Genomic DNA, 24,598 nt, shown 5'->3' on the forward strand with positions numbered 1-24,598 from the left:
CGTCGGGGTGAGCGGTGCGGCGGGTAGGACCGTTGCCGAGATCGAGCTGGCTGAGACCGACATGATCACAATCGAGCGCATCCGGCGCGCGGGCAAAGCGGTGGAACCGCGGCCGGACGTGATGCTGCAAGCCGACGATATCGTGCTGGTCGTCGGCCGGCGCGAGATGATGGTGGCGGCCGCTCCGAATATTGGCGAAGAGGTGGCCGACACCGACGGCATCAGCGTCGTGATGCAGAACCGGCAGGGCGTGTTCACGCGCAAGGGCATGAATCACATGACAATCGCCGCGGTGCGCTCGACCGTGGATCGCGACTTGCGGCATGGCGTATTCGTGCGGGAGATTCGCCGGGCGGACCAGCCGTTGCCGATTCTTCCCGAGACCCAGCTCGAGCATGGCGATGTGATTACGTTCTACGGTTCGCCGCAGGATACGAAGCGCGCCGTGGACGCAGCGGGTTATGAGTTGCCCGTCACCAACAAGACCGATTTCATCTACATGGGTGTGGGAATCGTGATTGGTTTGTTGATTGGGTTGATCGTGGTGAATGTGGCCGGCGTGCCGCTGACCCTCGGATCGGGCGGAGGCTGTTTGCTGGCCGGGCTGGTATTTGGCTGGATGCGAGGCAAACATCCGATGTATGGGGTGATGCCACCGGCGGCGTCGCAATTGATGAAGGATTTCGGGCTCGCGGCCTTCGTGGCGGCTGTCGGTTTGAACTCCGGATTACAGGCCGTGGTGACGGTGAAGCAAAGCGGCCTCACGATCTTCTTGCTGGGTGCGATCGTCACGATATTGCCGCTCGTTCTCACGATGCTGTTCGGCCGATACGTGTTGCGATATACAAACGCAGCGCTCCTGGCGGGTGCGCTGACTGGATCGCGCAGTGCGAATCCAGCGTTTGGCGGCGTGCTGGATAAGGCGGAGAGCGCGGTGCCGACGGTTCCGTTCGCGATCACGTATGCGTTGGCAAATGTGCTGTTGACGCTCTTGGGACCGTTGGTGGTGGGATTGGTGTGACGAAGCAGTTAGTGCACGTCGCGTGCGTGCACTAACTCGCGGCGTTGAGGCGCAACAAAATATTTGAACTGAGGCCGACGTGCGGAGCCCAACGAAATTCAGAACGAAAGAGGATCGCCAATGACTGCGCAGCAAACAACCGTTCGTCTCCCGACGGGAGAGCAAGCCCCGGCCCTGGGCCAGGGAACGTGGGAAATGGGTGAGCGTGCCAAAACCCGCAACGCAGAAATAGCAGCCTTGAAAACTGGCGTAGACCTGGGCATGACCGTGATCGATACGGCGGAAATGTACGGTGAAGGCGAGAGTGAAAAGCTGATAGCCGAGGCGTTGAAGGATCGTCGCGAAGAAATTTTCATCGTCAGCAAGGTCTATCCGCACAACGGCAGCGAAGCCGGCGTGAAAGCCGCGTGCGAACGAAGCCTTAAGCGTCTACAGACTGATCGCATCGATTTATACCTGTTGCACTGGCGCGGCGGCGAGGATCTGGAAGGGGTCATCGGCGGCTTCGAGACGCTGAAAGCGCAAGGCAAGATCCGCCACTGGGGCGTGAGCAATTTCGACACGGAAGACATGGTCGAACTTTTTTCACTGGAAAATGGCAACCGGTGTGCGACCAACCAGATCTTGTACAACGTCGCGCGCCGCGGTCCTGAATTCGATCTCCTGCCGTGGCTGCGCGAGCGCAATATGCCGGCGATGGCATACAGCCCCGTCGATCACGCGCGTTTGCCGAAGCAAAGCGTACTCAACGACATCGCCCAGGCCCGCGGCCTTTCTGCGATGCAAATCGCGCTCGCATGGGTCTTGCAACAACCGCAGGTCATGGCTATCCCCAAAGCCTCGACGCTGGCTCATGTGATCGAAAACGCTGCGGCAAGAGACGTGAAGCTGTCGACGGAAGAACTGAATCTCATCGACACCCAGTTCAAGCCGCCGAAATCAAAGCGCCCGCTAGAAATGCTTTAAGCCTTGATGCGTTCTACATGCAAGCGTGATGCGAATGCACGGACCCGAGCACGGCGACCTCGGCCGGTGTGCGCTTGAGCGACGCTTCATCGACTTGTTTGGCGTCGGCGAGGAATTCATCGACCAAGGTCGAGACGGGCGTGTTGCTCAGGCACAGCGAAACGCGCTGTGTTTCATTGGCCTTCAGTTGCGAACGCTGGCCCAGGAACAGCACGCCATATTGGTATCCGCGCACAATGCCGCGCACGGCTCCCACGCATTGTCCTTGCGCAGTGTTATCGGATTTCTTCGAACATTCCTGCGCGAGCGTGTAGGCGGAAAAACTCGGATCGACGGTAGGTTGCTGAGTGTTTTGCTGTGCGTTCGCTACCGAGGCGCAGCCCAGCGCAGTGACAGCTGCAAACGCGAATGCTGCGGAGAAGTTTCGCTTCATGTTGTGGTCCCTCATGTCGAACGTTGAACTCGATATGAGGGAACGAGCGCCGATTGGTTCCTTCTACTTTGGCGCTGCGTGTCATTCAAGCTTTTGCAAGCGCCTCAATTCTTCTACCGGGATGTGGCATCGAATCCGGTGGCCATCGGCTGCGTGCGCGTACGGCGGTTCCTGCTGCTCGCAGATCGCCCCGATCTTGCGCGGACAGCGCGTATGAAACACGCAACCCGACGGCGGGTTGGCCGCGCTCGGCAACTCGCCCGAGAGACGGATGCGCTCGCGCGCGTGCGGTTTGTCATCGATTGCAGGAACCGACGACAACAGCGCTTCGGTATAAGGATGATGCGGGCCGTCGAAGACATCGGTCGCCCGGCCGATCTCCATCAGCCGCCCGAGATACAGCACCGCGATACGATCTGACAAATAGCGCACCACATGCAGATCGTGCGAGATGAACACGTAACTCACGCCACGTTCGCGCTGCAGGTCGGCGAGCAGATTCAGGATCGCGGCCTGCACGGAGACATCGAGGGCGGATGTCGGCTCATCGCAGACTACTACGCGCGGATCGCCGGCAAAGGCTCGCGCAATCGCCACGCGCTGTTTCAACCCGCCCGACAGCTGGCGCGTGCGCGAACTCAGATAACGTTCGGGCAAACGCACGGCGGCGGTCAGCGATTGCAGCCGCGCTTCCTTCGCCGCCCCGCGCAACGCACCGAGTTTCGACAAGGACCGCGCGATCAGCCGGCGCACCGAATGCGCCCGGTTCAACGCTGAATCCGGATTTTGGAACACAATCTGCAGCGACTTCACCTGTTCGTCGTTACGGCTTGTCACGCGGGCGGGCAGGGTGGCGCCATCGAGTTCAATGGAGCCGCCCGCATCGGGCGACAACAAGCCCAGCAACAGCTTCGCGAGTGTCGTTTTACCGCTGCCTGACTCGCCGACGAGTCCAAGCGTTTCGCCCAGCGCCAGTTCAAGCGATACATCGTGCACCGCCCGCAGCGATTCCCCGCCGACATGAAACGTCTTCGATAAATTCTCCGCGCGCAATGCAACGGGCGCGTCGGTCCGGTCGATCGCCGCGCTCAAAACTTCCGGCGTTGCGCGCGGTAATTCGGTCGCACGCTCATGGTAATGACAGCGCGACATCTGGTCGCCATGCGCGGCGGATACGCGATACGGCGGTGGCGCGTCACGATGACAACGCTCATCGGCGAGCTTGCAGCGCGGCGCATAGATACACCCTTGCGTCACCGTGCCCGGCAGCGGCAGCGAACCGGGAATGGTGTCGAGCCGGCCCGTGTCCTTGCTGCGTCCGGTGGTTGGCAGGCAGCGCAGCAAACCCACCGTGTACGGATGCCGAGGCTTCGCGAACACATCGCGTGTCGTGCCTTCTTCGACGAGTTTCCCTGCATACAACACGCCGACGCGATCGCACATTCGCCCGATCACCGCGAGGTTATGGCTGATGAAAAGCACCGCCGTGCCGAGTTCCTCGCGTAGCTGAGCGATCAGGTCGAGCACCTCGGCTTCGACTGTTGCATCGAGGCCGGTCGTGGGTTCGTCGAGGATCAGCAACTCGGGATTACACGCAAGCGCCATTGCGATCACCACGCGCTGCTGCATGCCGCCCGACAATTGATGTGGATAACTATCCATCACGCGTTCGGGCGACGAGATACGCACGCGCCGCAAGATGTCGATGGTGTGTTCCAGCGCCTCGTTCACCGAGGCGCCTGCGAGTTCGAACGCTTCGGACACTTGCCGCGCGATCGTCAGCGACGGATTCAGCGCGCGGCCCGGGTCCTGATAAACCATGGACACCGCGTTGGCACGCATGTGCCGCAACGCGTCGGCGTTCATCGAAGCGATGTCGCGGCCGGCGATTGATATCTTGCCCGCCTTCACCCGGCCGTTGCGCGGCAGATAACGCAGTATCGCGAGTGCCGCAGTGGACTTGCCGCAACCGGATTCGCCAACGAGCCCATACGCTTCGCCGCGTTTCACCCGCAGCGAGATGTCCTGCAATACCTCGCGATCGCGGCCGCGCATGCGGTATGCAACCGTCAGGCCGACGATGGTCAGCGCATCGGTTTCAGCGCTCTTCGATCCATCGAAGACCGGGAAGGCCGATGGCGGCGGTCCGTTCATCGTTCGAGTACTCCTTGAATGCCATCGGCGACGAGGTTCACGCCCACTACCAGCGTGGCGATCGCGGCGGCGTCGAATACGACGGTCCACCATGCGCCACCCGCCATCAGGGTGTAGGACTCGGAGAGTGCGAGACCCCAATCCGCTGATGGCGGCTGGATGCCGAAGCCGAGAAACGACAGCGTGGCGACCGCAAAGATGGCATAACCGAGCCGCACGGTAGCTTCCACGATGATCGGCTGCAGCACGTTCGGCAGGATCTCCGCGAACATGATGTAGAACGCATTTTCACCGCGCAATTGCGCGGCCAGCACGTAGTCGAGATTGCGTTCGGCGAAGACGGCGGCACGCACGGTGCGCGCCGTGATCGGCGTGAAGGTAATGCCGATCACGAGGATCACTGTCATGTTGCTCGCGCCCACGGCTGCCAGCGCGAGCAGCGCGACGATTACCAGCGGCAACGCCAGCACTGCATCGATCAGCCGGCCGATCACGTTGTCCACCCAGCCATCGAAGTAGCCGACGATCAGGCCCACCGCAGTCCCCGCCACCGTGCCGAGCAACGTCGCCAGTGGCGCGATGGTGAGAATGTCGCGAGCACCCACGATCACGCGCGCGAACACATCGCGGCCTAGTTGATCCGTGCCGAACCAGTGCGTGCCATCGGGCGGCGTGAGGGAATTCAATGGGTCAGAGGCATACGGGTCTTGCGGCACGACCCAATGACCGATCAGCGCGCACGCGACCCAGAACAGCAGGATCAGCGCACCGACCACAAACGTAGGCGAGCTTAGCAGGGCCTTGGTGCGCTCGAAACGCGGCCCCTTATGCGGCACGGGAGTAGCGGTCGCTGTACTCATTGTGCGTTCCTCACCCGCAAGCGCGGATTTAGCACGACATACAACGCATCCGCGATCAGGTTCGCCGCCGTATAAATCACGCCGACGCTCAGCACGCCCGCTTCGAGCATCGGAAAGTCCTTGCCCTTGGCGGCGTTATAAATCAGCGACCCGATGCCCTGATAGTGGAACAGCGTCTCCACGACCACCAGCCCGCCGATCATATAACCGAGTTGCGTCGCGGCGACGGTGACGGTCGGCAGCAGCGCGTTGCGCAGCACGTGCCGCATGATCACCACGCGGCGCGGCAGCCCTTTGAGGATCGCGGTGCGTGTGTAGTCGGCATCGAGTGCTTCAACCGTACCGGCCCGGGCCATTCGCGCGATGTATCCGAAGAACACCAGCACCAGCGGCAACACGGGCAGGATCAGATGCTTCAGCTGGACGAACACATTCGATCCGGGAGGAAACGTGGCTTCGATAGGCAGCCATTGCAGCCAGATGCCGAACACGAGGATCAGCACGATCGACGAGACAAACTCCGGCACGACCGTCGCCGATAACCCCGCAATACTGATGGTCCTGTCTATCCATCGCCCTTCGTGCAGCGCGGCATAAACACCGCCGGCAATGCCGAGCGGCACGACGACGATAAACGCGAGCGCACCGAGCTTGGCCGAATTCAACAGCGCGTCGCCTATAAACGGCGCCACCGGCGCGCGATACGAATACGACTCGCCCATGTCGCCGCGCAGGAAGTGCCCGATCCAGCCGGCATATTGCGTGAGCAAGGGCCGGTCGACGCCGAGTTGATGATTGAGCGCGGCGACCGCGCGGGCGTCGGCGAGCGGGCCGAGGATCGCTCGGCCGACATCGCCGGGAAGCAACTGTCCGCCCACGAACACGATCACCGACAACAGCCACAACGTGATGATCGCCAGCAGCAGCCGCACGCCGATAAACCGCACGATGCGCGCAGCACTCCCGCCGTCGCTGCGCGAGTTCACTTTCGTCACTTTCGGCGCACCTGGCGCTGCGGGAGGAGAGACCGTGTTCATGATCGGAGCGTCCTCGGGTCAGGCTTCATCGAGCGCGAGACTCAAAAAGAACCGGCTACGCGCCGATAGTCGCGCGTTCGAAATACAACTGCGAGATAGCGTTGAAGCGCACGCCTTTCACGTTCGCTCGCGTGACGATCAGCTGATCGTAGAAATACGGGATCACGACGGGGGTTTCGTCGAGCAACAGGTTCTGGATTTGTCCCGAGAGTTTTTTCTGCGATGCCACGTCGAGCGCCGCCACAAAATCCGCCACGAGCTTGTCGTACTGCGCATTCTTGAAATGCGCGGCGTTCCAGGTGCCTTCACTGGTAAGCGGTGCGTTAAGAAATACGTTCGGCACGCCGCGATGCCCATAGTCCGTGATGCCCAGGGGCGAATCGAGCCAGTCCGACTTGCCGTACGTGCCTGCGCCGTAATACAGCTCCTGGCTTTCCACCTTCAAGGTGATCCTGATGCCGACCGCCTTCGCCGCGTTCTGGATCACGACGGCGAGATCGGGAATCTCCATGTACTTCTCGGTCGTGAGCGTGACGTCGAAACCGTTCGGCACGCCCGCTGCCGCGAGCAGTTGCTTCGCCTTCGCGACATCGAGCTTGCGCTGCGGCACGGACAAATCGCTGGACGGAAACACCGGCGAGAACGGACTGTCGTTACCCAGTGCAGCGTGGCCCTTGAACAGCCCCTTCACCATCACGTCGCGATTCAACGCCAGCGCCAGTGCCTGGCGCACGCGCTTGTCCTTGAACGGACCGGTGTCGGTGCGCATATGCATTTGCCGATGCGCACTCGACTTCACGCCCAGCACCTTGAACTCGGGATTGGTCATCATGCTGACGCCGCCCTGCACGGTGAAGTCGCTCATCACGTCGGCTTGCCGGCCTTGCAGCGCGAGTAGTTGCGACTGCAGGTCGGCGTAGAACGCGAACGTCACGCGCTCAGGCAGAGCCTTTTCGCCCCAGTAATCGGGATTGCGTACGAACGCCGCGCCCACTTTCGGCGTGTACGACTCGAACCTGAACGGTCCCGTGCCCGGAAACGACTTCTCATACGTGCCGCTGAAATTCGCCGGCAGGATCACGGCGTTGTACGTATCCGATGAAACGTAATACGGGAAGTTGCCATTGGGAGCGTCGAGATGAAACTCGACTGTCATGTCGTCAATAACCTTCACCGATCCCTTTGACAACACCCCCTTCAGCACCGAAAGCGCCGCCGAACCGCTGGCGGGATCGGCGAGCCGGTTGAACGTGGCGGCGACGTCCTTGGCGGTCATCGACTGGCCGTCGTGGAACTTGACGTTCGGGCGCAGCTTGAACGTCCACACATCGCCCTTCGCGTTGGGTGCCCATGAAAGTGCGAGGGAAGGGCGGAGCTTGAGCTCCTGACCGTCATCGTCGATGAGAAATTCGCCTGTCTGATTGATCAGCGCGAGGCCGGCGGCGTCGGTGACGGTGAGCGGATCGACCGCGCCCGCAGGTGTCAGATGCGCGACGCGGATCGTGCCCCCGGGTTTGCCCGCAGGCGCTTGCGCGCGTGCGCGTGGCATGCCGATCAAGCCACCGGCGGCCATCGACAAGCCCAGCAAGCTCGCATGCCGCAACAGCTCGCGTCGCGACAGCCGGCCGGCCTTGAATTCGTCGATGGCATGATTGCCCAGTTCTCCCGCCGCACTCCTGGATTGCTCGAGCGCTGCATCGAAGGGGAAAAGCGAGGTGGCGGTTTTCTTCATCGGGCTGTCCGGTTCGGGGTTCGGTTGTTGTTTTGACTCGACGACCCTGCGCCCGCTGGGTGAGGGCGGCGCAAGGACGGAATCGGATGCGCTTTCAGTTTAGCGGAGCAAATCGTGTTCCGATTCGCTGTGCGTGATCACGGTCCAATTTATTGCGCATGCTGTGGGACCGGCGCGACGGTGCGGAAAGGCTTGCGCACCCCAAGCGTCAGGAAGGCGGTAAAAATTCCGCTCCATGATTTCCTTCAATGCTGATGCGGATGTTTATGAATTGGATCGACCCAGAACACTTCCTCGGGCTCCTCCACCGCGTCGATATTCAGATTCACCACCACCGCTTCGTTGTCACTGCGCACGAGTACGCATTCGAGCGGTTCATCGGTGCGCGCATTGATCTCCTGATGCGGCACATACGGCGGCACGAAGATGAAATCGCCCGGTCCGGCCTCCGCGGTAAATTCCAGATGATTGCCCCACTTCATGCGAGCCTGTCCGCGCACGACGTAGATCACGCTTTCCAGCGCGCCGTGATGATGCGCGCCGGTTTTTGCATTCGGGTGAATCGTGACCGTGCCCGCCCAGATTTTCTGCGCGCCCACGCGCGCCGCGTTGATCGCCGCCGCGCGATTCATGCCGGGCGTCTGCGCGGTGTTGGTGTCGAGTTGATCGCCTTTGATCACCTTGACGCCGTTCTCGCGCCAGTCGGTGTGCTCGTGCTGATGTTCGTCGCTCATTTTCTTCATCTCCGCCGATCTGTAGATAAGCGCTGCCGATCCGCCAATTTGCCGATAAACGCCGGTAAACAAAAGTCCGTTGCCGCCGGAAGGCAACAACGGACTTCGCTCAATCGTCGAACCCGACGTTCGAACGTACAATGCGCCTACTTGCCCTTCGAATTCACGATGGCTTCCGCGACGTTGTTCGGCGTCTCGGCGTAGTGCTTGAACTCCATCGTATACGTGGCGCGGCCTTGGGTGAGCGAGCGCAACGTGGTCGAGTAGCCGAACATCTCGGCCAGCGGCACCTCGGCGCGCACGATCTTGCCGCCACCGCCCGCGATGTCTTCCATGCCCTGCACGATCCCGCGGCGTGACGACAAATCGCCCATCACGTTGCCCATGAAGTCCTCGGGCGTTTCCACTTCCACGGCCATCATCGGTTCGAGCAGCACCGGCTTGGCTTTTCGCATGCCGTCCTTGAACGCCATCGATCCAGCCATGCGGAACGCGTTTTCGTTCGAGTCCACGTCGTGGTACGAGCCGAAGGTCAGCGTCACCTTCACGTCGACGACCGGATACCCCGCCAGCACGCCGGCTTTCAGCGTTTCCTGAATACCCTTGTCGACCGCTGGAATGTACTCGCGCGGCACGACGCCGCCCTTGATGGCATCGACGAATTCATAACCACCGCCCGGCTTCTGCGGTTCCAGCTTCAGGACCACGTGACCGTACTGACCGCGTCCGCCCGACTGCTTGACGAACTTGCCTTCAATATCTTCGACCGGGATACGAATCGTCTCGCGGTACGCCACCTGTGGTTTGCCGACCGTCGCTTCGACGCCGAACTCACGCCGCATCCGGTCGACGAGAATTTCCAGGTGCAATTCGCCCATGCCCGAGATGATGGTCTGGCCGGATTCCTCGTCGGTCTGCACACGGAAGGACGGATCTTCCTGAGCCAGCCGGTTCAACGCGATCCCCATCTTTTCCTGGTCGGGTTTCGTCTTCGGCTCGACCGCCTGCGAGATCACCGGTTCCGGGAAAATCATGCGTTCCAGAATGATCGGATGCGCGGGATCGCAGAGCGTGTCGCCCGTGGTCGCTTCCTTCAGGCCCACGGCAGCGGCAATATCGCCGGCGCGCACTTCCTTGATTTCCTGACGCTCGTTCGCGTGCATCTGGAGAATCCGGCCGAGCCGCTCCTTCTTCTCCTTGATGGCGTTGTAGACCGTATCGCCGGAATTCACCACGCCGGAATACACGCGGAAGAAGATCAACTGGCCGACAAACGGGTCCGTCATGATCTTGAAGGCGAGCGCGGAGAACGGATCTTCATCGGTCGGATGACGCTCCGCATGTTTGTCGTACTCGTCGACGCCCATGATCGCGGGCACGTCCGCCGGCGACGGCAGATAGTCGATCACCGCATCCAGCATGGCCTGCACGCCCTTGTTCTTGAACGCGCTGCCGCAGAACATGGGGACGATCTCGCTCCTGAGCGTGCGCGCGCGGATGGCTGCCTTGATTTCGTCTTCGCTGATCGGTTCGCCGCCAATGTATTTGTCCATCAGCGCTTCATTCGCGTCCGCTGCCGCCTCGATCATCTTCTCGCGCCATTCTTCTGCCGTTGCGAGCAGATTCCCGGGGATTTCCTGATATTCGAACAGCACGCCCTGGCTGGCTTCGTCCCAGATGATCGCTTTCATCTTGACCAGGTCGACCACGCCCTGGAAGTGTTCTTCCGCGCCCACGGGGATCTGCATAGGCACCGCGACGCCCTTCAGGCGCTCGCCAATCTGCCGTTGCACGCGGAAAAAGTCTGCACCCACGCGGTCCATCTTGTTGACGAACGCAATGCGCGGCACCTTGTATTTGTTGGCCTGGCGCCAGACCGTTTCGGATTGCGGCTGCACCCCGCCGACCGAGTCATACACCATGCAGGCGCCGTCGAGCACGCGCATGGAACGTTCGACTTCAATGGTGAAGTCGACGTGTCCCGGGGTGTCGATGATGTTGATCCGATGTTCCGGATAATTCCCTGCCATGCCTTTCCAGAAGGCTGTGGTGGCAGCGGAGGTAATCGTGATGCCGCGCTCCTGTTCCTGCTCCATCCAGTCCATCGTGGCCGCGCCGTTGTGAACCTCACCGATTTTGTGATTCACGCCGGTATAGAAAAGAATGCGTTCGGTGGTGGTGGTCTTGCCGGCATCGATATGAGCGCTGATACCAATATTCCGATAGCGGTCGATGGGAGTCTTGCGGGGCACTTGAACCTCCTGTTGATTGGTTGGAGCTTTGAAACCCGAACCGGGCTCGATGGCCCGGACGGTGGCTCCGGAGCGAAGCTTTGTCGTGCTTCGTGGTCGCTTCGCTGGTTTATTAGGATAGCGCGTCGACAGGGTCTTTGCAGGATTCTTGCCAGGTCGGCGAAAAAGATGAATCTTTGATGACCTAAGGCGGCGTCCTGTGCTGCGCACAAGCAAAAAGCCGGCGCGCGCTAAAAAGCGGGCGGCCGGCTTCAGGCGCGACTGGGCGCGGGTGTCTCGCAGACGACTACAGCGCGCGAGACCTGTTCAGGCGTAATCCTGGCGATGCTTATTGCAAGGCAGGCAGACCCTGGATCTTCATGCCCGGCTGAATCCCTTTCGATGCGAACCAGCCTTTGCTCATTTCCAGTGCAAACACGCCGTTGTTGCGCGGGCAGTGATTGTTCTCCGTCTCGGCCTGCATTTCGTCGATATCGGTCACCGTGCCGTCTGCACGCATGAACGCGATCGACAGCGGGATCAAGGTGTTTTTCATCCAGAAGCAGTGCACGGCGGTTTCATTGAAGACGAACAGCATGCCTTCGTTGGGCGCGAGCTTCGTGCGATACATCAGGCCTTGTTCGCGATCGGGATCGTTCGCGGCGACGGCGGCGTCGATCACGAACATGCCCGCGGTGAGTTTGGTGTGCGGGAAGTCGGCGGGCTGCTTGGCGCCAGGCGGCATTTGTTGAGCGTGCGCGGCGAGCGGGGCCACTGCAATGAACGAGACGAGCGGAACGGCGAGCGCAACGAGTGCGCGGCGCATCAGACGGCCAGGTTCAAACGATGAAACCGAATGGGGCGAGAGCCATGAAAGACGCACGGCGAAACTCCTGATGGGATGAAGCCAGTTGGCTGAAGAATCGGGAAAGACTGGCGCATGTTACTTGAGCGCGTGAGCGCCGACAAAAAGCGCGTGCGCATATAGCCCAACCCGTCACCCAACCCGCCCAAAGAAAAAGGCAGAAACCTTTGCGGGTGTCTGCCTTTCAATGCCGCTTGCGCGGCAGCACTACTTGGTTTTAGCGTCGCGTTGCCGCGATCTATTACCAGTTGCAACTTACTCCGACGCGGCCGAAGCAGCAGCAGCCGTAGCTGCCTTCTTGTGCGTGGCCTTCTTGTGGGTCGACTTCTTGTGTGCCGACTTGTGAGCGGTCGAAGCAGCTGCAGGAGCCGATGCTTCCGGGGCCGAAGCTTGTGCGAATGCAGCCGTTGCGAACAGGCCAGCGACGAGAGCAGCGATCAGTTTGTTCATGTTGTGAATCCTCAGCTTTAGTTTGATTTAACCTTGTGACCCGGTCGTTGGAGTCATGTCGGTAAACGAGCCATCCACCTTTTGGTTGACAGGAGATTCGAACAAAAACTTCGATCTCGCTGCGAGCGCTTGAACCTTACGTATTGCCTTCAGCTGCGGGCTATCCGTTTCGGTCCTTCGCTAATGCCGGATGGCGGTTTAAGGCATCTGCTGCGAATAACGTTGCATGCCGGAAGTCCGTTGACGTGTTTTTTCAGGATTGTGCTGCAATAATTGTTGGGAAGACGAAATGAATTTGTAATGTTTGAGATTAAGCGGAACGTGGCTCGTCTAGACGATGCCGTTCCATGGCGCGCGCGGCGGCAGCGTCATCGACGCGCCCGGTGCTAGTTCGAGACTGAATATATCGAGTGCGCCGATACCCACGCGTACCAGCCGAAGTGTGGGATATCCGACCGCCGCCGTCATTCGACGCACTTGGCGATTGCGTCCCTCGGTGATCGACAGTTCGATCCATGTGGTCGGGATCGCGGCGCGGTATCGGATAGGCGGGTGACGCGGCCAAAGCAGTTCCACCGATTCCACCCGTTTCACGCCGCACGGCCGCGTAATGAAATCGCCGAGATCGACGCCCGCAGCAAGACGCTCGAGAGCGGCCGTGTCTGGCGCGCCTTCCACTTGCGCCCAATATCGTTTGACCAGTTTGTGACGCGGCTCGGCGATGCGCGCCTGAAGTGCACCGTCGTCGGTGAGGAGTAGCAGGCCTTCACTGTCTGTATCGAGGCGGCCGGCCGGATACACCCCGGGCGTCGTTACCCATTCGCCGAGCGAAGGGTGTTTCTCGTGCGGCGAGAATTGACAGATCGTGCCGAACGGTTTGTTGAGAGCAAGCAGCGGCATGGCGGAAAATCAATTAGCAAACAAGGGCGTAAGCGGGGCGCGGGACCTTGCTGTGCGGCTTTGTTGCGGGAATATGGCTATGGCGAATGGCGGGATATTAATGCATAATCCGAAACGCTGACTCTCAAGTCTTATATAAGACATAAGAGATGAATAGAGCGATAAGCGGTCGTAGCCACCGCGCCGGAGGATCGTTTTGGCACGCACCGTTTTGTTGCAATGCAGCGAAACCGGGCCCAGGCAGCCGCTCCGCACCGTGGGCTAGAATACTGTTCTGGTCGCCTCGGGCGCGCGCCGGCATTGCCGCCAGCGGCCCCAGCCGCCGTCCGCTCATGCGCTTTTTTCGCCGAATTTCCGAACGCATTCTGTGCATTTCTGTAGTTAGCTAGCCCAGCCATCTTTGGAGTCGACCATGCCGTATCAGCACATCAAGGTTCCGACGGGCGGTGACAAGATCACCGTTAACGCGGATTACTCGCTCAACGTTTCCGACCAGCCGATCATCCCTTTTATCGAAGGCGACGGTACGGGTGTGGATATCACGCCGGTGATGATCAAGGTCGTCGACGCAGCGGTGGAAAAAGCCTATGCAGGCAAGAAGAAGATCCACTGGATGGAAATCTTCGCGGGCGAGAAGGCCACGAAGGTGTACGGCCCGGACGTGTGGCTGCCGGATGAAACGCTGGACGTGCTGAAGGAATATGTCGTCTCTATTAAAGGACCGCTCACCACGCCGGTCGGCGGCGGCATCCGCTCGCTGAACGTCGCGCTGCGCCAGCAACTCGACTTGTATGTCTGCCTGCGCCCCGTGCAGTATTTCAAGGGCGTGCCCTCGCCGGTGCGCGAGCCGGAAAAGGTCAACATGGTCATCTTCCGCGAGAACTCGGAAGACATCTACGCCGGCATCGAATGGGCGGCCGAGTCGGAGGAGGCGAAGAAGGTCATCAAGTTCCTGCGCGAAGAAATGGGCGTGACGAAGATCCGCTTCCCGGAAACGTCGGGTATCGGTGTCAAGCCGGTGTCGCGTGAAGGCACGGAGCGCCTGGTTCGCAAGGCGATCCAGTACGCCATCGACCACAATCGCAACACCGTCACGCTCGTGCACAAGGGCAACATCATGAAGTTCACGGAAGGCGCGTTCCGTGATTTCGGCTATGCGCTGGCGCAGAAGGAGTTCGGCGCTGAACTCATCGACGGCGGCCCGTGGATGAAGATCAAGAGCCCGAAGGGCGGTGACATCGTGTTGAAGGATGTGATCGCCGACGCATTCCTGCAGCAGATCCTGCTGCGTCCGGCCGAATATGACGTGATCGCCACGCTGAACCTGAACGGCGATTACGTATCCGACGCCTTGGCGGCTCAGGTTGGCGGTATCGGCATCGCGCCGGGCGCGAACATGTCGGATTCGGTGGCCATGTTCGAAGCCACGCACGGCACGGCGCCGAAATACGCGGGCAAGGATTATGTGAATCCGGGTTCGGAGATCCTGTCGGCGGAAATGATGCTGCGCCACCTCGGCTGGACGGAAGCGGCGGATGTCATCATCAAGTCGATGGAAAAGTCGATCCTGCAAAAGCGCGTCACGTATGACTTCGCGCGTTTGATGGAAGGCGCAACGCAGGTTTCCTGCTCGGGCTTCGGCCAGGTGCTGATCGAAAACATGTAAGTTCGGCCAAGCTTCCAGAAAAGCCCCGATGCGACCGGTTCGCATCGGGGCTTTTTCATGGGTGGTGCGAACCGATTGGGCCGCAGCGCACGCTCGTGGCAAAACTTGTCGCAAGCGACTGTTTCGCTGCGGCGGAGCACGATCGGCAAGATAACGCTTAGTCACGAAGGCCCGGCAGAAGTCTGGTTCACGCGGCGGAAAATGCCTATGGTCCAAGGCGCCGATTCACCCTGGCTCACGAAATAGCGCACTTCTGCATGCACAGGTCCACCGACCGCCACGAATTTATCGACACCTGTCGACACCAAGAGCACGATGAATCGCAGCGAATCCTACTGGAACAGATACGAATCCGAAGCCAACCGGTTTGCTGCCGAACTATTGATGCCACAGCAGCGCATCGAATCGTTGGGAAGGCGAGTAATCGACGGATGCAAGGCGGAGCACAACGCCGAAAAAATGCCGCTGACCCGCTTTATCGATGTGATGGCAGCTAAATTCCGCGTTTCCAATCCCGCCATGGAGTTCCGATTGAGGAGCGTCGGAATCGGCATATAAAAATAGGCAAAAACCGCCAGGGTCCGCCTCGGGATTTTTTTTCGCCGGTTGCGCGTGAAAATAAAAAAACCCGGCGTTATGCCGGGTTTCAAGGACAGTGCGCTATCGAACGGTCAGGCAGACTCCTGGATGTTCGATGCCTGTTTGCCCTTGGGTCCCTGGACGATCTCGAAGCTGACCTTCTGGCCTTCCTTGAGCGTCTTGAAACCATTCATCTGTATCGCCGAGAAATGTGCAAACAGATCCTCGCCGCCTTCATCGGGCGTGATGAATCCATAGCCTTTCGCGTCGTTGAACCATTTGACCGTACCAGTTGACATCACTTCCCCTCTTACTCTCGTCGCTACCACGAGCACGCTCGAAAAGCTCGACGACCCACAATGTGAACCGCCCCCTCCTCACAAGCTCACCGCGGCCTTTCTTCACCTGAAACGCTTTCGGAAAAAAGTGCCAATTTGATTGTTTAATCTCTTAAATCAAGTGTCAAGAAAATTTTGAGATGGTCGTAAAGGCGTTGTAAAGACCTCATTTCAAGGGTTTTTCCCGCTTTGCGCGTATCCCGCCGCACAAGCACGCCATCTTGAAAAGTCGCATAATCGACGCACATGAGCAGTACAGCCAGCACGTGGCTACAACCAGCAGTCGCTGCAGGTTGCACGAGCAGGTTGCAGGAACGAGTCACATAGTCAGTCGCAACGGGGAAAGTGCCCAGGGCAGGCCGCATCCAAGTGGACAATTCGTTTTTTTGAGAGCTGTGCGATACTGGATTCAACGATGTTTCAAGAGGGCTGGTCTGTGTAACGAGGGCCGGCGGAATTCAGCAAGCGACAGGTTACGCGAAGTGTGCGGCGACACCGATTCGGCTCTCATAGCGAACGGAGTTTTGGCGAGATGGCGAGCCTGTCCGAGTTGTTTAGAATGGGCGTATGGCGATCAATCCCAACAAGCAGGATGGCACCGTACTAGAGCGGCAGGAACAAAAGCTGAAACAGCCGTCCATGTACAAAGTGGTGCTGCTGAATGACGACTTCACGCCGATGGAATTCGTCGTGTTCGTCGTGCAAGAACATTTCAATAAAGATCGTGAGACTGCGACGCAAATCATGCTGAAGGTTCATCGCGAAGGCAGGGGAGTTTGTGGGGTCTATACGCGGGACATCGCGTCGACCAAAGTTGAGCAAGTTGTTAGCCACGCGAGGCAGGCGGGTCATCCGCTGCAGTGTGTGATGGAGGAAGCATGATTGCCCAGGAACTGGAAGTCAGTCTGCACATGGCGTTTATGGAAGCACGTCAGGCGCGGCACGAGTTCATTACGGTCGAGCATCTTTTACTGGCCTTGTTGGACAACCCGACCGCGGCTGAAGTGTTGCGCGCATGCGCAGCAAACATTGAAGATTTGCGTCAAAACCTGCGCAATTTCATTCATGACAATACGCCGACCGTGCCAGGCACGGACGACGTCGATACCCAGCCGACGCTTGGTTTTCAGCGTGTGATTCAGCGCGCGATCATGCACGTGCAATCGACATCGAACGGTAAGAAGGAAGTGACCGGCGCGAACGTGCTTGTCGCTATCTTCGGTGAAAAGGATTCACATGCCGTCTATTACCTGCAACAACAGGGTGTGACGCGCCTCGACGTCGTCAATTTCATCTCGCATGGCATTGCGAAGACGAATTCGGGCGACGCCGCGAAGGCCAGCAGCGACGCGAATCCCGAAGCGGAAGACGCGGCTGCGCAAAAGGAAACCCCGCTCGCGCAATTCACGCAGAACCTGAACCAGCTCGCGAAGGACGGCAAGATCGATCCGCTGATCGGCCGCGAACTGGAAGTCGAGCGTGTGGTGCAGGTGCTGTGCCGTCGGAGAAAGAACAATCCGCTGCTGGTCGGTGAGGCCGGCGTGGGTAAAACCGCCATTGCCGAAGGGCTCGCCTGGCGCATCACGCGCGGCGAAGTGCCGGATATCCTCGCCGACGCACAGGTCTACTCGCTGGACATGGGCGCGTTGCTGGCCGGTACAAAATACCGCGGCGACTTCGAGCAGCGCCTGAAGACGGTGCTGAAAGAATTGAAGGAACGCCCGCATGCGGTGCTGTTCATCGACGAAATTCATACGCTGATTGGCGCGGGTGCGGCTTCGGGCGGCACGCTGGATGCATCGAATCTGCTGAAGCCGGCGTTGTCGTCGGGTCAGTTGAAGTGCATCGGTGCGACCACGTTCACGGAATATCGCGGGATCTTCGAGAAGGACGCGGCGTTGTCGCGCCGTTTCCAGAAGGTCGATGTGGCCGAGCCGACCATCGAGCAGACCATTGCGATCCTGCGCGGCCTGAAGTCCCGTTTCGAGGAGCATCACGGCGTGAAGTACTCGTCGGGCGCGCTGTCCGCGGCGGCTGAATTGTCGGCACGCTTTATCACGGACCGTCATCTGCCGGACAAGGCCATCGACGTCATTGACGAAGCGGGCGCGGCGCAACGCATCCTGCCGAAGTCGAAGCAAAAGAAGACCATCGGCAAGAACGAGATCGAAGAAATTATTTCGAAGATCGCGCGTGTGCCGGCGCAAAGCGTGTCGCAAGACGATCGCAGCAAGTTGCAGACGCTGGATCGCGACCTGAAGAGCGTGGTGTTCGGTCAGGATCAGTCTATCGATGCACTCGCCGCCGCCATCAAGATGGCGCGGGCGGGTCTCGGCAAGACGGACAAGCCGATCGGCGCCTTCCTGTTCTCAGGGCCGACAGGCGTCGGCAAGACGGAAGTGGCGAAGCAACTGGCGTTCACGCTGGGTATCGAATTGCTGCGCTTCGACATGTCCGAGTACATGGAACGTCATGCGGTGAGCCGGCTGATCGGCGCGCCGCCCGGCTATGTCGGTTTCGATCAAGGCGGTTTGCTGACCGAAGCCGTCACGAAGAAGCCGCATTGCGTGCTGTTGCTCGACGAAATCGAAAAAGCGCATCCGGATATCTACAACGTGCTGCTGCAGGTCATGGACCACGGCACGCTGACCGACAACAACGGTCGCAAGGCGGATTTCCGCAACGTCATCATCATCATGACGACGAACGCGGGCGCTGAAGCAATGCAGAAGTCGGTGATCGGTTTCACGAATCGTCGGGAAACCGGTGACGAAATGGCCGATATCAAGCGGATGTTCACGCCTGAGTTCCGGAACCGTCTGGACCAGATCATCAGCTTCCGCTCGCTCGATGAGGAAATCATCATGCGTGTGGTCGACAAGTTCCTGATGCAACTGGAAGATCAGTTGCATGAGAAGAAGGTCGACGCGGTCTTTACCGACGGCTTGCGCGCGCATCTGGCGAAGCACGGTTTCGACCCGCTGATGGGTGCGCGTCCAATGCAGCGCCTGATTCAGGACACGATCCGTCGTGCGTTGGCGGACGAGTTGCTGTTCGGCAAGCTGATGTCGGGTGGGCGCGTGACGGTGGACGTGGATGAGAACGACAAGGTCGCGCTCACGTTCGACGAAAGTCCGGTGCCGCGCAATCCGAATCCGGAAGCGGTCGAGGTCGAATGACGGCGCAGTAAGCGATGACTGAAGTCAGATGACACACGCTTGAGGTGTGTCATCATCGGCGAGGCGGCGCGGGGAAGTTTCCCGCGCCGCCTCGCTTTTTTGTGTCCGCGTTCGTTGCGGCTTACCTGGTTTGGTATCGAAAACGCGGGTAAACACCGAACATAAAGTCCTTTGCGTGTCTTTCGTTTCGAAACTAAAATCTTTCGAAACGAAAGTACAAAGGCGGTGCTGCCCGTGTTGGCTAACAAGAATTCGCTTCATCGGCGTCTGCGTATCGTCGAACTTGTCCGCAAGCGCGGTGAAGTATCGGTCGATGAACTCGCCTCGGCGTTCGACGTCTCCAGCGTCACGATCCGCTCGGATCTGAACTACCTGGAGCAGCAGCGCTACCTCATTCGTGCGTTTGGGAAAGCGCGATATGTGGCGCAGCGGCCGGGCGAAAACTTGCTCACTGCAGTTTCGCCGAGTGCGACGCGGCAGGCTGCGGACATGGCGATCGCGCGCATGGCGGCGGATTTCATCGATGACCACGCGTCTGTGTTTATCGGCGCGGGTTTGATCACGCACAAGCTGCTGCCGTTGCTCGCCGATCGCGCGAACCTCGCACTGACGCTCAACGACATCGCGATGGTGCCGACCGTGCAGCGTTTCATGCGCTGCGAATTGCGTCTCACCGGCGGCTCGCTCGACGACAATTCCACCGTGCTGCTCGGGCCCGATGCCGAGCGATCGCTTTCTGCGTTGTCACTGGATCTGGTGGTGCTGGAAGCAAACGGGATTGATCGCGACGGCAATTTGCTGTGCGCCGATGCGCGTCTGGCTGAAGTGTTCAAAGCCGCGCTGAAGAACGCCAAACGTAGCGTCGTGGTGGCTTACCAGCCGGCGCTGCAAGGCGAGGGTGAGGTTTTCTGCCACGTTAGCCGCCTTGGTGGACTCGTGCTCGATGACGCCATCGATCCACCCACACTCGAGCTGATTCTCAAAGCCGGACTGGATGTGCATCGGCGGGAAGAGGGGATTCTCGAATTTTGTAATAAGTAACCCTAAACAATAACTGGAGACACGCTTATGTTTCGCCGTCGTTCACTTCTTGCTGCTCTGGTCGCAGCGTTCGCCACAACCGCACCCGTCGCTCACGCTGCCGATGTCAAGATTGGCGCATCGCTGCTCACGCAACAACATCCGTTCTACGTCGAACTCGCCAACGCGATGAAAGCGCAAGCCGCAAAGGATCACGCGCAGATAGACATCGCGATTGCGAACCAGGACTTGAGCAAGCAGATCGCGGACGTGCAGGATTTCGTCACGAAGAAAGTCGATGTGATCGTGCTCTCGCCCGTCGATTCCAAGGGCGTGAAAGCGGCCGTGCTGACGGCGCAGAAGGCGGGCATTCCAGTAATCACCGTCGATATCAGCGCGCAAGGCGTTGAAGTCGCATCGCATATCGCCACCGATAACTACGCCGGTGGCCTGCAAGCCGGCGCGTTGATGTGCAAGGTGCTGAGCGGCAAGGGTAAGGTCGGCGTGATCGATTATCCGACGGTTCAATCAGTGATCGACCGCGTGACGGGTTTCAAGAAAGCGCTCGCTGCGTGTCCCGATGTGAAGATTGTCGCGGTGCAGCCGGGCATCACGCGCGCCGATGCATTGAGCGCGGCGCAGAACATGCTGCAGGCGAATCCTGATCTCGCGGGCATCTTCGGTTTCGGCGATGACGCTGCAATGGCCGCGGCCGTCGCAGGCAAATCGGCCGGTAATCACGTGAAGGTCATCGGCTTCGACGGCATGCCCGAAGCGCGCGCGGCGGTCGACAAGAACCCGAACTTCGTCGGCGTGATTCGCCAGTACCCGGACAAGATGGGCGCGCTCGCCGTGGACACCGCTGTCAAGGTTGCGGAAAAGCAATCCGTGCCGAAGCTGCAGCCGGTGACGCCGGGTCAGTATCTGAACGCGTCGGTGAAATGAATACGGGTTTGAAACCTCGCCCGGACATTGCGCTTCTCGAACTACGCGGGATTGCGAAGTCGTTCGGGCCAGTCGAGGCGATCAAGGACGTCTCGCTCGCCATTCTGCCGGGCCGCGTGCACACGCTGCTCGGCGAGAACGGTGCGGGCAAATCCACGCTGATGAAGATTCTCGCCGGCGTTCATGCGCCTACGCGCGGCGAAATTCTTTTGAACGGATCGCCCGCTACATTCGCGAATCCCGGCGAGTCGCAGAAGGCGGGCATTGCGATCATCTATCAGGAGTTGAGTCTCGCCAAGAATTTGAGTGTCGCTGAAAACATGTTCGCGGGGCACGAGCCGCGGCGTTTTGGTGTCGTGGATTTCAAGCGCTTGTATGCGCAAGCGCAGGCTTTGCTGGATCACCTGGATATCGACATTGACGCTACCGCACCTGTTTCGCGTCTCTCCATGGCGCAGCGTCAACTCGTGGAACTCGCCAAGGCGCTGAGCCGCGATGCATCGCTCGTGATCATGGACGAACCCACGTCCTCGTTAAGCGATCGCGAAGCGGAGATCCTGTTTCATATCGTCACCAAGCTGACGGCGAAGGGTGTGGCCGTCGTTTATATCTCGCATCGGATGGACGAGATCATGCGCATTTCCGATGACATCTCGGTCATGCGCGATGGTCGCTACATCGCGACATTGCAGAAGGATCAGACCACCATCGGCGCATTGATCGCGATGATGGTCGGGCGTGAAATGAACGATGTCTATCCGCGTCGCGAGACGCCTTACATGCGTCCATCGCAGCCGCTGCTGAAGGTCAGCAATCTCACGCTCCCCGGTCAGTTTGAAAACATCAGCTTCGAGATTCGCGCCGGCGAGATTCTCGGCTTCTTCGGGTTGATCGGTGCGGGACGCTCGGACGTGATGAAGGCGTTGTTCGGCATCGGCCGGCCGAGCGGCGAGATCACGATGAGCGACAAGCGCCTCAAGTTGCGCAGTCCTGCACATGCCATCCGGGAGGGCATCGCGCTCGTCACCGAGGACCGAAAGCACGAGGGCCTCGTGCTGATGCATTCCATCGCCAGCAACGTGACGATGGCGAGCTTTGAAGAACACGGTTCACGCTTCGGCATCCTGAACCGCCGCTTCGAACGCGATGAAACGGCGAACGCGATCACGCGTATGAACATCCGCGCATCGGGGCCGTTTCAGGCGGTTGGAAACCTGAGTGGCGGCAATCAGCAGAAGGTCGTGTTCTCCAAATGGCTGGCGTTGAAACCGAAGGTGCTGATCCTCGATGAACCCACGCGCGGCGTCGATGTGGGCGCGAAGTTCGAGATTTATCGGGTGATCCGTGAGCTCGCCTCGACCGGGACGGCGATCATTCTCGTCTCGTCGGAATTGCCGGAGGCGCTTGCCATGAGCGATCGCCTTGTCGTGATGCGCGAGAAGCGCGTCGTCCATGAATTCAATGCGCAGGGTGTCGAACCCATCACGCAAGAAGAAGTGATGTCGTACGCAACCGGAGCCACAACAGCATGAACCCGACTCAACTCAGCGGCGCCGCGTCCACGCGCCGCTCGCACGCAAGCGGTGCGCTACATCGCGCCGTCAGGCACTACGGCGGTATCGTCGTCGGGCTGATCGTCTTGTGCGGCTTTTTCTGGGTGCTGTCGCCGAACTTCATGTCGGTGAACAACCTCGTGAACGTGGTGATGCAGGTCTCCATCATCGCGATACTCGGCTTCGGCATGACCTACGTGCTGCTGCTCGGCGATATCGACCTGTCGGTCGGCGCGACCATGGCGCTGGTCGGCACCGTCTGCGCGTTTGCATTGCAGCATGGCGCATCGCCGCTTGTCGCCGTGCTCGCTGCCATGGCCACAGGGATCGTTCTTGGGGCCGCGAACGGCTCGCTGTCCGCGTTGTTGACGATCCCCTCATTCATCGTCACCGTCGCCACCATGGGCGTTTTTCGCGGTCTCGCGTACCTCACGTCGAACGGCGTACCAATCTCCATTGACGACGACCGCTTCGCTTTCCTCGGCAACGGTCTCGTGCTCGGCATCCCCCTACCGATCTGGATTCTCGCGGTTCTGCTGCTGTTGAACCACTTCGTGCTCTCGCGTACCGTATTTGGACGAAAGGCGTATCTCGCGGGCGGCAATCGCGAGGCGGCGCTGTATTCGGGTATCGATGTAAGCCGGCTGCGAATCATCATCTTCATGATCTCGGGCTTGCTGGCGAGCATCGGCGGCGTGTTGATGACGTCGCGGCTTTATTCCGCTCAGCCGAATGCGGGAATAGGCTATGAACTCGATGCCATCGCCGCTGCCGTGCTCGGCGGAACAAGTCTCTCGGGCGGTTACGGAACGATCACCGGGACGCTGATCGGCGCGCTGATTATCGGCGTCATCAACAACGGGATGAACCTGCTCAGCGTTCCGTATTTCTATCAACTCATCGTGAAAGGCATCGTGATTCTGGTCGCGGTCTGTATCGATGTTCAAACGAAGAAACGTCATGCCTAATCCAAATGCTGTTACGTCCAGGCCCGGCACCATTGTCGCGATGGGCGAGATCCTGGTCGAAATCATGGCGACGCGCGTGGGCCAGAGCTTTCGCGAGCCCGGGACGCTCATTGGCCCTTTCGCGAGCGGCGCGCCGGCAATTTTCATCGATCAGGTCGCGAAGCTCGGCAGCCCGTGCGCGATGATCGGTTGTGTCGGCGATGACGATTTCGGCGTACTCAACGTCGAACGGTTGCGCGGCGACGGCGTGGATGTGTCCGGCATCGCGGTGCTGAAAGATGCGACGACGGGCAGCGCATTCGTGACATATCGCGAGGACGGCGATCGCGATTTCATCTACAACATTACGAACAGCGCATCGGCGCAATTGTCGGTGGCGAATCTACGGGACGACTTGCTCTCGAAGTGCGGCACTTTCCACGTGATGGGGTCGTCGCTGTTCTCGTTTCGTATTATTGAAGCGATGAAGCAGGCTATCGAAATGGTGAAAACGAATGGCGGCACGGTAAGTTTCGATCCGAATATTCGCAAGGAAATGCTGCGGATTCCGGAGATGCGCGACGCGCTCGATTTTATCCTCGACTACACCGATATCTTCCTGCCAAGCGGCCATGAAGTGACCTTGCTCGCCAGCGCGACGTCGGAGCGCGGGGCGATCGATGAACTGCTCAAACGCGGCGTCAAGGAAGTGGTCGTGAAGCGCGGCGCGCAAGGCTGCAGTTTCTTCGATGCCAACGGCGAGACCCATCGGCCCGCGCTCAAGGTGCAGGAACTCGATCCGACCGGCGCGGGCGATTGCTTCGGCGCGACGTACATCAGTTGCCGCGCGCAGGGCATGGACGTGGATGACGCGCTTAAGTACGCATGCGCCAGCGGCGCGCGCGCAGTGGGCGTAAAAGGCCCGATGGAAGGCACGGCGACGTTCGCCGAACTCGATGCGTTCCTGCAATCAGCCACGGAGTGAAGT

The 24,598-nt window shown here is 59.7% G+C and carries 22 protein-coding genes; 11 read left to right on the forward strand and 11 right to left on the reverse strand.

Features of this window, described 5'->3' with window-relative positions; translation table 11 throughout:
• Both EOS_RS30360 and EOS_RS30365 read left to right on the forward strand, forming a co-directional pair.
• A partial coding sequence (locus tag EOS_RS30360) for an aspartate-alanine antiporter-like transporter (RefSeq protein ID WP_047895904.1) occupies window positions 1–1,021 on the forward strand: 1,021 nt, incomplete at its 5' end.
• A gap of 120 nt (window positions 1,022–1,141) precedes the next feature.
• Window positions 1,142–1,987, forward strand: coding sequence for an aldo/keto reductase (locus EOS_RS30365; RefSeq protein ID WP_047895905.1), 846 nt, complete (start codon window positions 1,142–1,144; stop codon window positions 1,985–1,987).
• Between the two features lie 13 nt (window positions 1,988–2,000).
• Here EOS_RS30365 and EOS_RS30370 read toward each other — a convergent pair whose 3' ends face one another.
• The 10 genes from EOS_RS30370 to EOS_RS30415 form a co-directional block, all read right to left on the reverse strand.
• Window positions 2,001–2,420, reverse strand: a complete 420-nt coding sequence (locus EOS_RS30370; protein ID WP_047895906.1) for a hypothetical protein — start codon at window positions 2,418–2,420, stop codon at window positions 2,001–2,003.
• An 81-nt stretch (window positions 2,421–2,501) separates the two neighbouring features.
• Complete coding sequence (locus tag EOS_RS30375) at window positions 2,502–4,574, reverse strand: ABC transporter ATP-binding protein (protein ID WP_047895907.1); 2,073 nt, start codon at window positions 4,572–4,574, stop codon at window positions 2,502–2,504.
• Entirely contained in the window at window positions 4,571–5,434 is an 864-nt protein-coding gene (locus EOS_RS30380) for an ABC transporter permease (RefSeq protein ID WP_047895908.1), read from the reverse strand. The genes EOS_RS30375 and EOS_RS30380 overlap by 4 nt, the downstream gene beginning before the upstream one ends.
• Window positions 5,431–6,471, reverse strand: coding sequence for an ABC transporter permease (locus EOS_RS30385; protein ID WP_047895909.1), 1,041 nt, complete (start codon window positions 6,469–6,471; stop codon window positions 5,431–5,433). The genes EOS_RS30380 and EOS_RS30385 overlap by 4 nt, the downstream gene beginning before the upstream one ends.
• A 55-nt stretch (window positions 6,472–6,526) precedes the next feature.
• Entirely contained in the window at window positions 6,527–8,203 is a 1,677-nt protein-coding gene (locus tag EOS_RS30390) for an ABC transporter substrate-binding protein (RefSeq protein ID WP_047895910.1), read from the reverse strand.
• 245 nt (window positions 8,204–8,448) lie between these two features.
• Window positions 8,449–8,937 carry a cupin domain-containing protein gene (locus EOS_RS30395; RefSeq protein ID WP_047895950.1) on the reverse strand — a complete coding sequence of 163 codons (489 nt, stop codon included), beginning with the start codon at window positions 8,935–8,937 and terminating at the stop codon, window positions 8,449–8,451.
• Window positions 8,938–9,083: 146 nt separating this feature from the next.
• The gene (gene fusA / locus EOS_RS30400) at window positions 9,084–11,189 is read right to left on the reverse strand and encodes an elongation factor G (protein ID WP_047895911.1); all 2,106 of its coding nucleotides are present in this window, start codon (window positions 11,187–11,189) and stop codon (window positions 9,084–9,086) included.
• A 328-nt stretch (window positions 11,190–11,517) separates the two neighbouring features.
• The gene (locus tag EOS_RS30405; RefSeq protein ID WP_047895951.1) at window positions 11,518–11,994 is read right to left on the reverse strand and encodes a DUF192 domain-containing protein; all 477 of its coding nucleotides are present in this window, start codon (window positions 11,992–11,994) and stop codon (window positions 11,518–11,520) included.
• 294 nt (window positions 11,995–12,288) lie between these two features.
• A complete protein-coding gene (locus EOS_RS30410; RefSeq protein WP_047895912.1) occupies window positions 12,289–12,483 on the reverse strand; it encodes a hypothetical protein in 195 nt (64 codons plus the stop codon).
• Window positions 12,484–12,813: 330 nt separating this feature from the next.
• Window positions 12,814–13,383, reverse strand: coding sequence for a pseudouridine synthase (locus EOS_RS30415; protein WP_047895913.1), 570 nt, complete (start codon window positions 13,381–13,383; stop codon window positions 12,814–12,816).
• Window positions 13,384–13,795: 412 nt separating this feature from the next.
• Here EOS_RS30415 and icd point away from each other — a divergent pair, with 412 nt between their 5' ends.
• Together icd and EOS_RS30430 are read left to right on the forward strand one after the other, a co-directional pair.
• Window positions 13,796–15,049, forward strand: coding sequence for an NADP-dependent isocitrate dehydrogenase (gene icd, locus EOS_RS30420; protein ID WP_047895914.1), 1,254 nt, complete (start codon window positions 13,796–13,798; stop codon window positions 15,047–15,049).
• Window positions 15,050–15,364: 315 nt separating this feature from the next.
• A complete protein-coding gene (locus tag EOS_RS30430; RefSeq protein WP_053064082.1) occupies window positions 15,365–15,607 on the forward strand; it encodes an ImmA/IrrE family metallo-endopeptidase in 243 nt (80 codons plus the stop codon).
• Window positions 15,608–15,720: 113 nt separating this feature from the next.
• On the opposite strand, the gene EOS_RS30435 is transcribed toward EOS_RS30430, so the two are convergent.
• Window positions 15,721–15,927: a cold-shock protein gene (locus tag EOS_RS30435; protein WP_035497884.1), complete on the reverse strand. Its 207-nt coding sequence runs from the start codon at window positions 15,925–15,927 to the stop codon at window positions 15,721–15,723.
• A 606-nt stretch (window positions 15,928–16,533) separates the two neighbouring features.
• Here EOS_RS30435 and clpS point away from each other — a divergent pair.
• The 7 genes from clpS to EOS_RS30470 all read left to right on the forward strand — a co-directional run bounded on the left by clpS (window position 16,534) and on the right by EOS_RS30470 (window position 24,595).
• Window positions 16,534–16,848, forward strand: a complete 315-nt coding sequence (gene clpS, locus EOS_RS30440; RefSeq protein ID WP_031359828.1) for an ATP-dependent Clp protease adapter ClpS — start codon at window positions 16,534–16,536, stop codon at window positions 16,846–16,848.
• On the forward strand, window positions 16,845–19,145 hold the full coding sequence (gene clpA / locus EOS_RS30445; RefSeq protein ID WP_047895916.1) for an ATP-dependent Clp protease ATP-binding subunit ClpA: 2,301 nt from the start codon (window positions 16,845–16,847) through the stop codon (window positions 19,143–19,145). The genes clpS and clpA overlap by 4 nt, the downstream gene beginning before the upstream one ends.
• Window positions 19,146–19,379: 234 nt before the next feature.
• Entirely contained in the window at window positions 19,380–20,186 is an 807-nt protein-coding gene (locus EOS_RS30450; RefSeq protein WP_053064085.1) for a DeoR/GlpR family DNA-binding transcription regulator, read from the forward strand.
• Between the two features lie 27 nt (window positions 20,187–20,213).
• A complete protein-coding gene (locus EOS_RS30455) occupies window positions 20,214–21,110 on the forward strand; it encodes a substrate-binding domain-containing protein (RefSeq protein ID WP_047895917.1) in 897 nt (298 codons plus the stop codon).
• Entirely contained in the window at window positions 21,107–22,642 is a 1,536-nt protein-coding gene (locus EOS_RS30460) for a sugar ABC transporter ATP-binding protein (protein WP_047895918.1), read from the forward strand. The genes EOS_RS30455 and EOS_RS30460 overlap by 4 nt, the downstream gene beginning before the upstream one ends.
• Window positions 22,639–23,631, forward strand: coding sequence for an ABC transporter permease (locus EOS_RS30465; RefSeq protein ID WP_047895919.1), 993 nt, complete (start codon window positions 22,639–22,641; stop codon window positions 23,629–23,631). Before EOS_RS30460 ends, EOS_RS30465 begins: the two co-directional genes overlap by 4 nt.
• A complete protein-coding gene (locus EOS_RS30470; RefSeq protein WP_047895920.1) occupies window positions 23,624–24,595 on the forward strand; it encodes a tagatose kinase in 972 nt (323 codons plus the stop codon). Before EOS_RS30465 ends, EOS_RS30470 begins: the two co-directional genes overlap by 8 nt.
• Window positions 24,596–24,598 lie beyond the last annotated feature (3 nt).

It is taken from the genome of Caballeronia mineralivorans PML1(12) (genome assembly GCF_001028175.1).
GTDB lineage: Bacteria > Pseudomonadota > Gammaproteobacteria > Burkholderiales > Burkholderiaceae > Caballeronia > Caballeronia mineralivorans.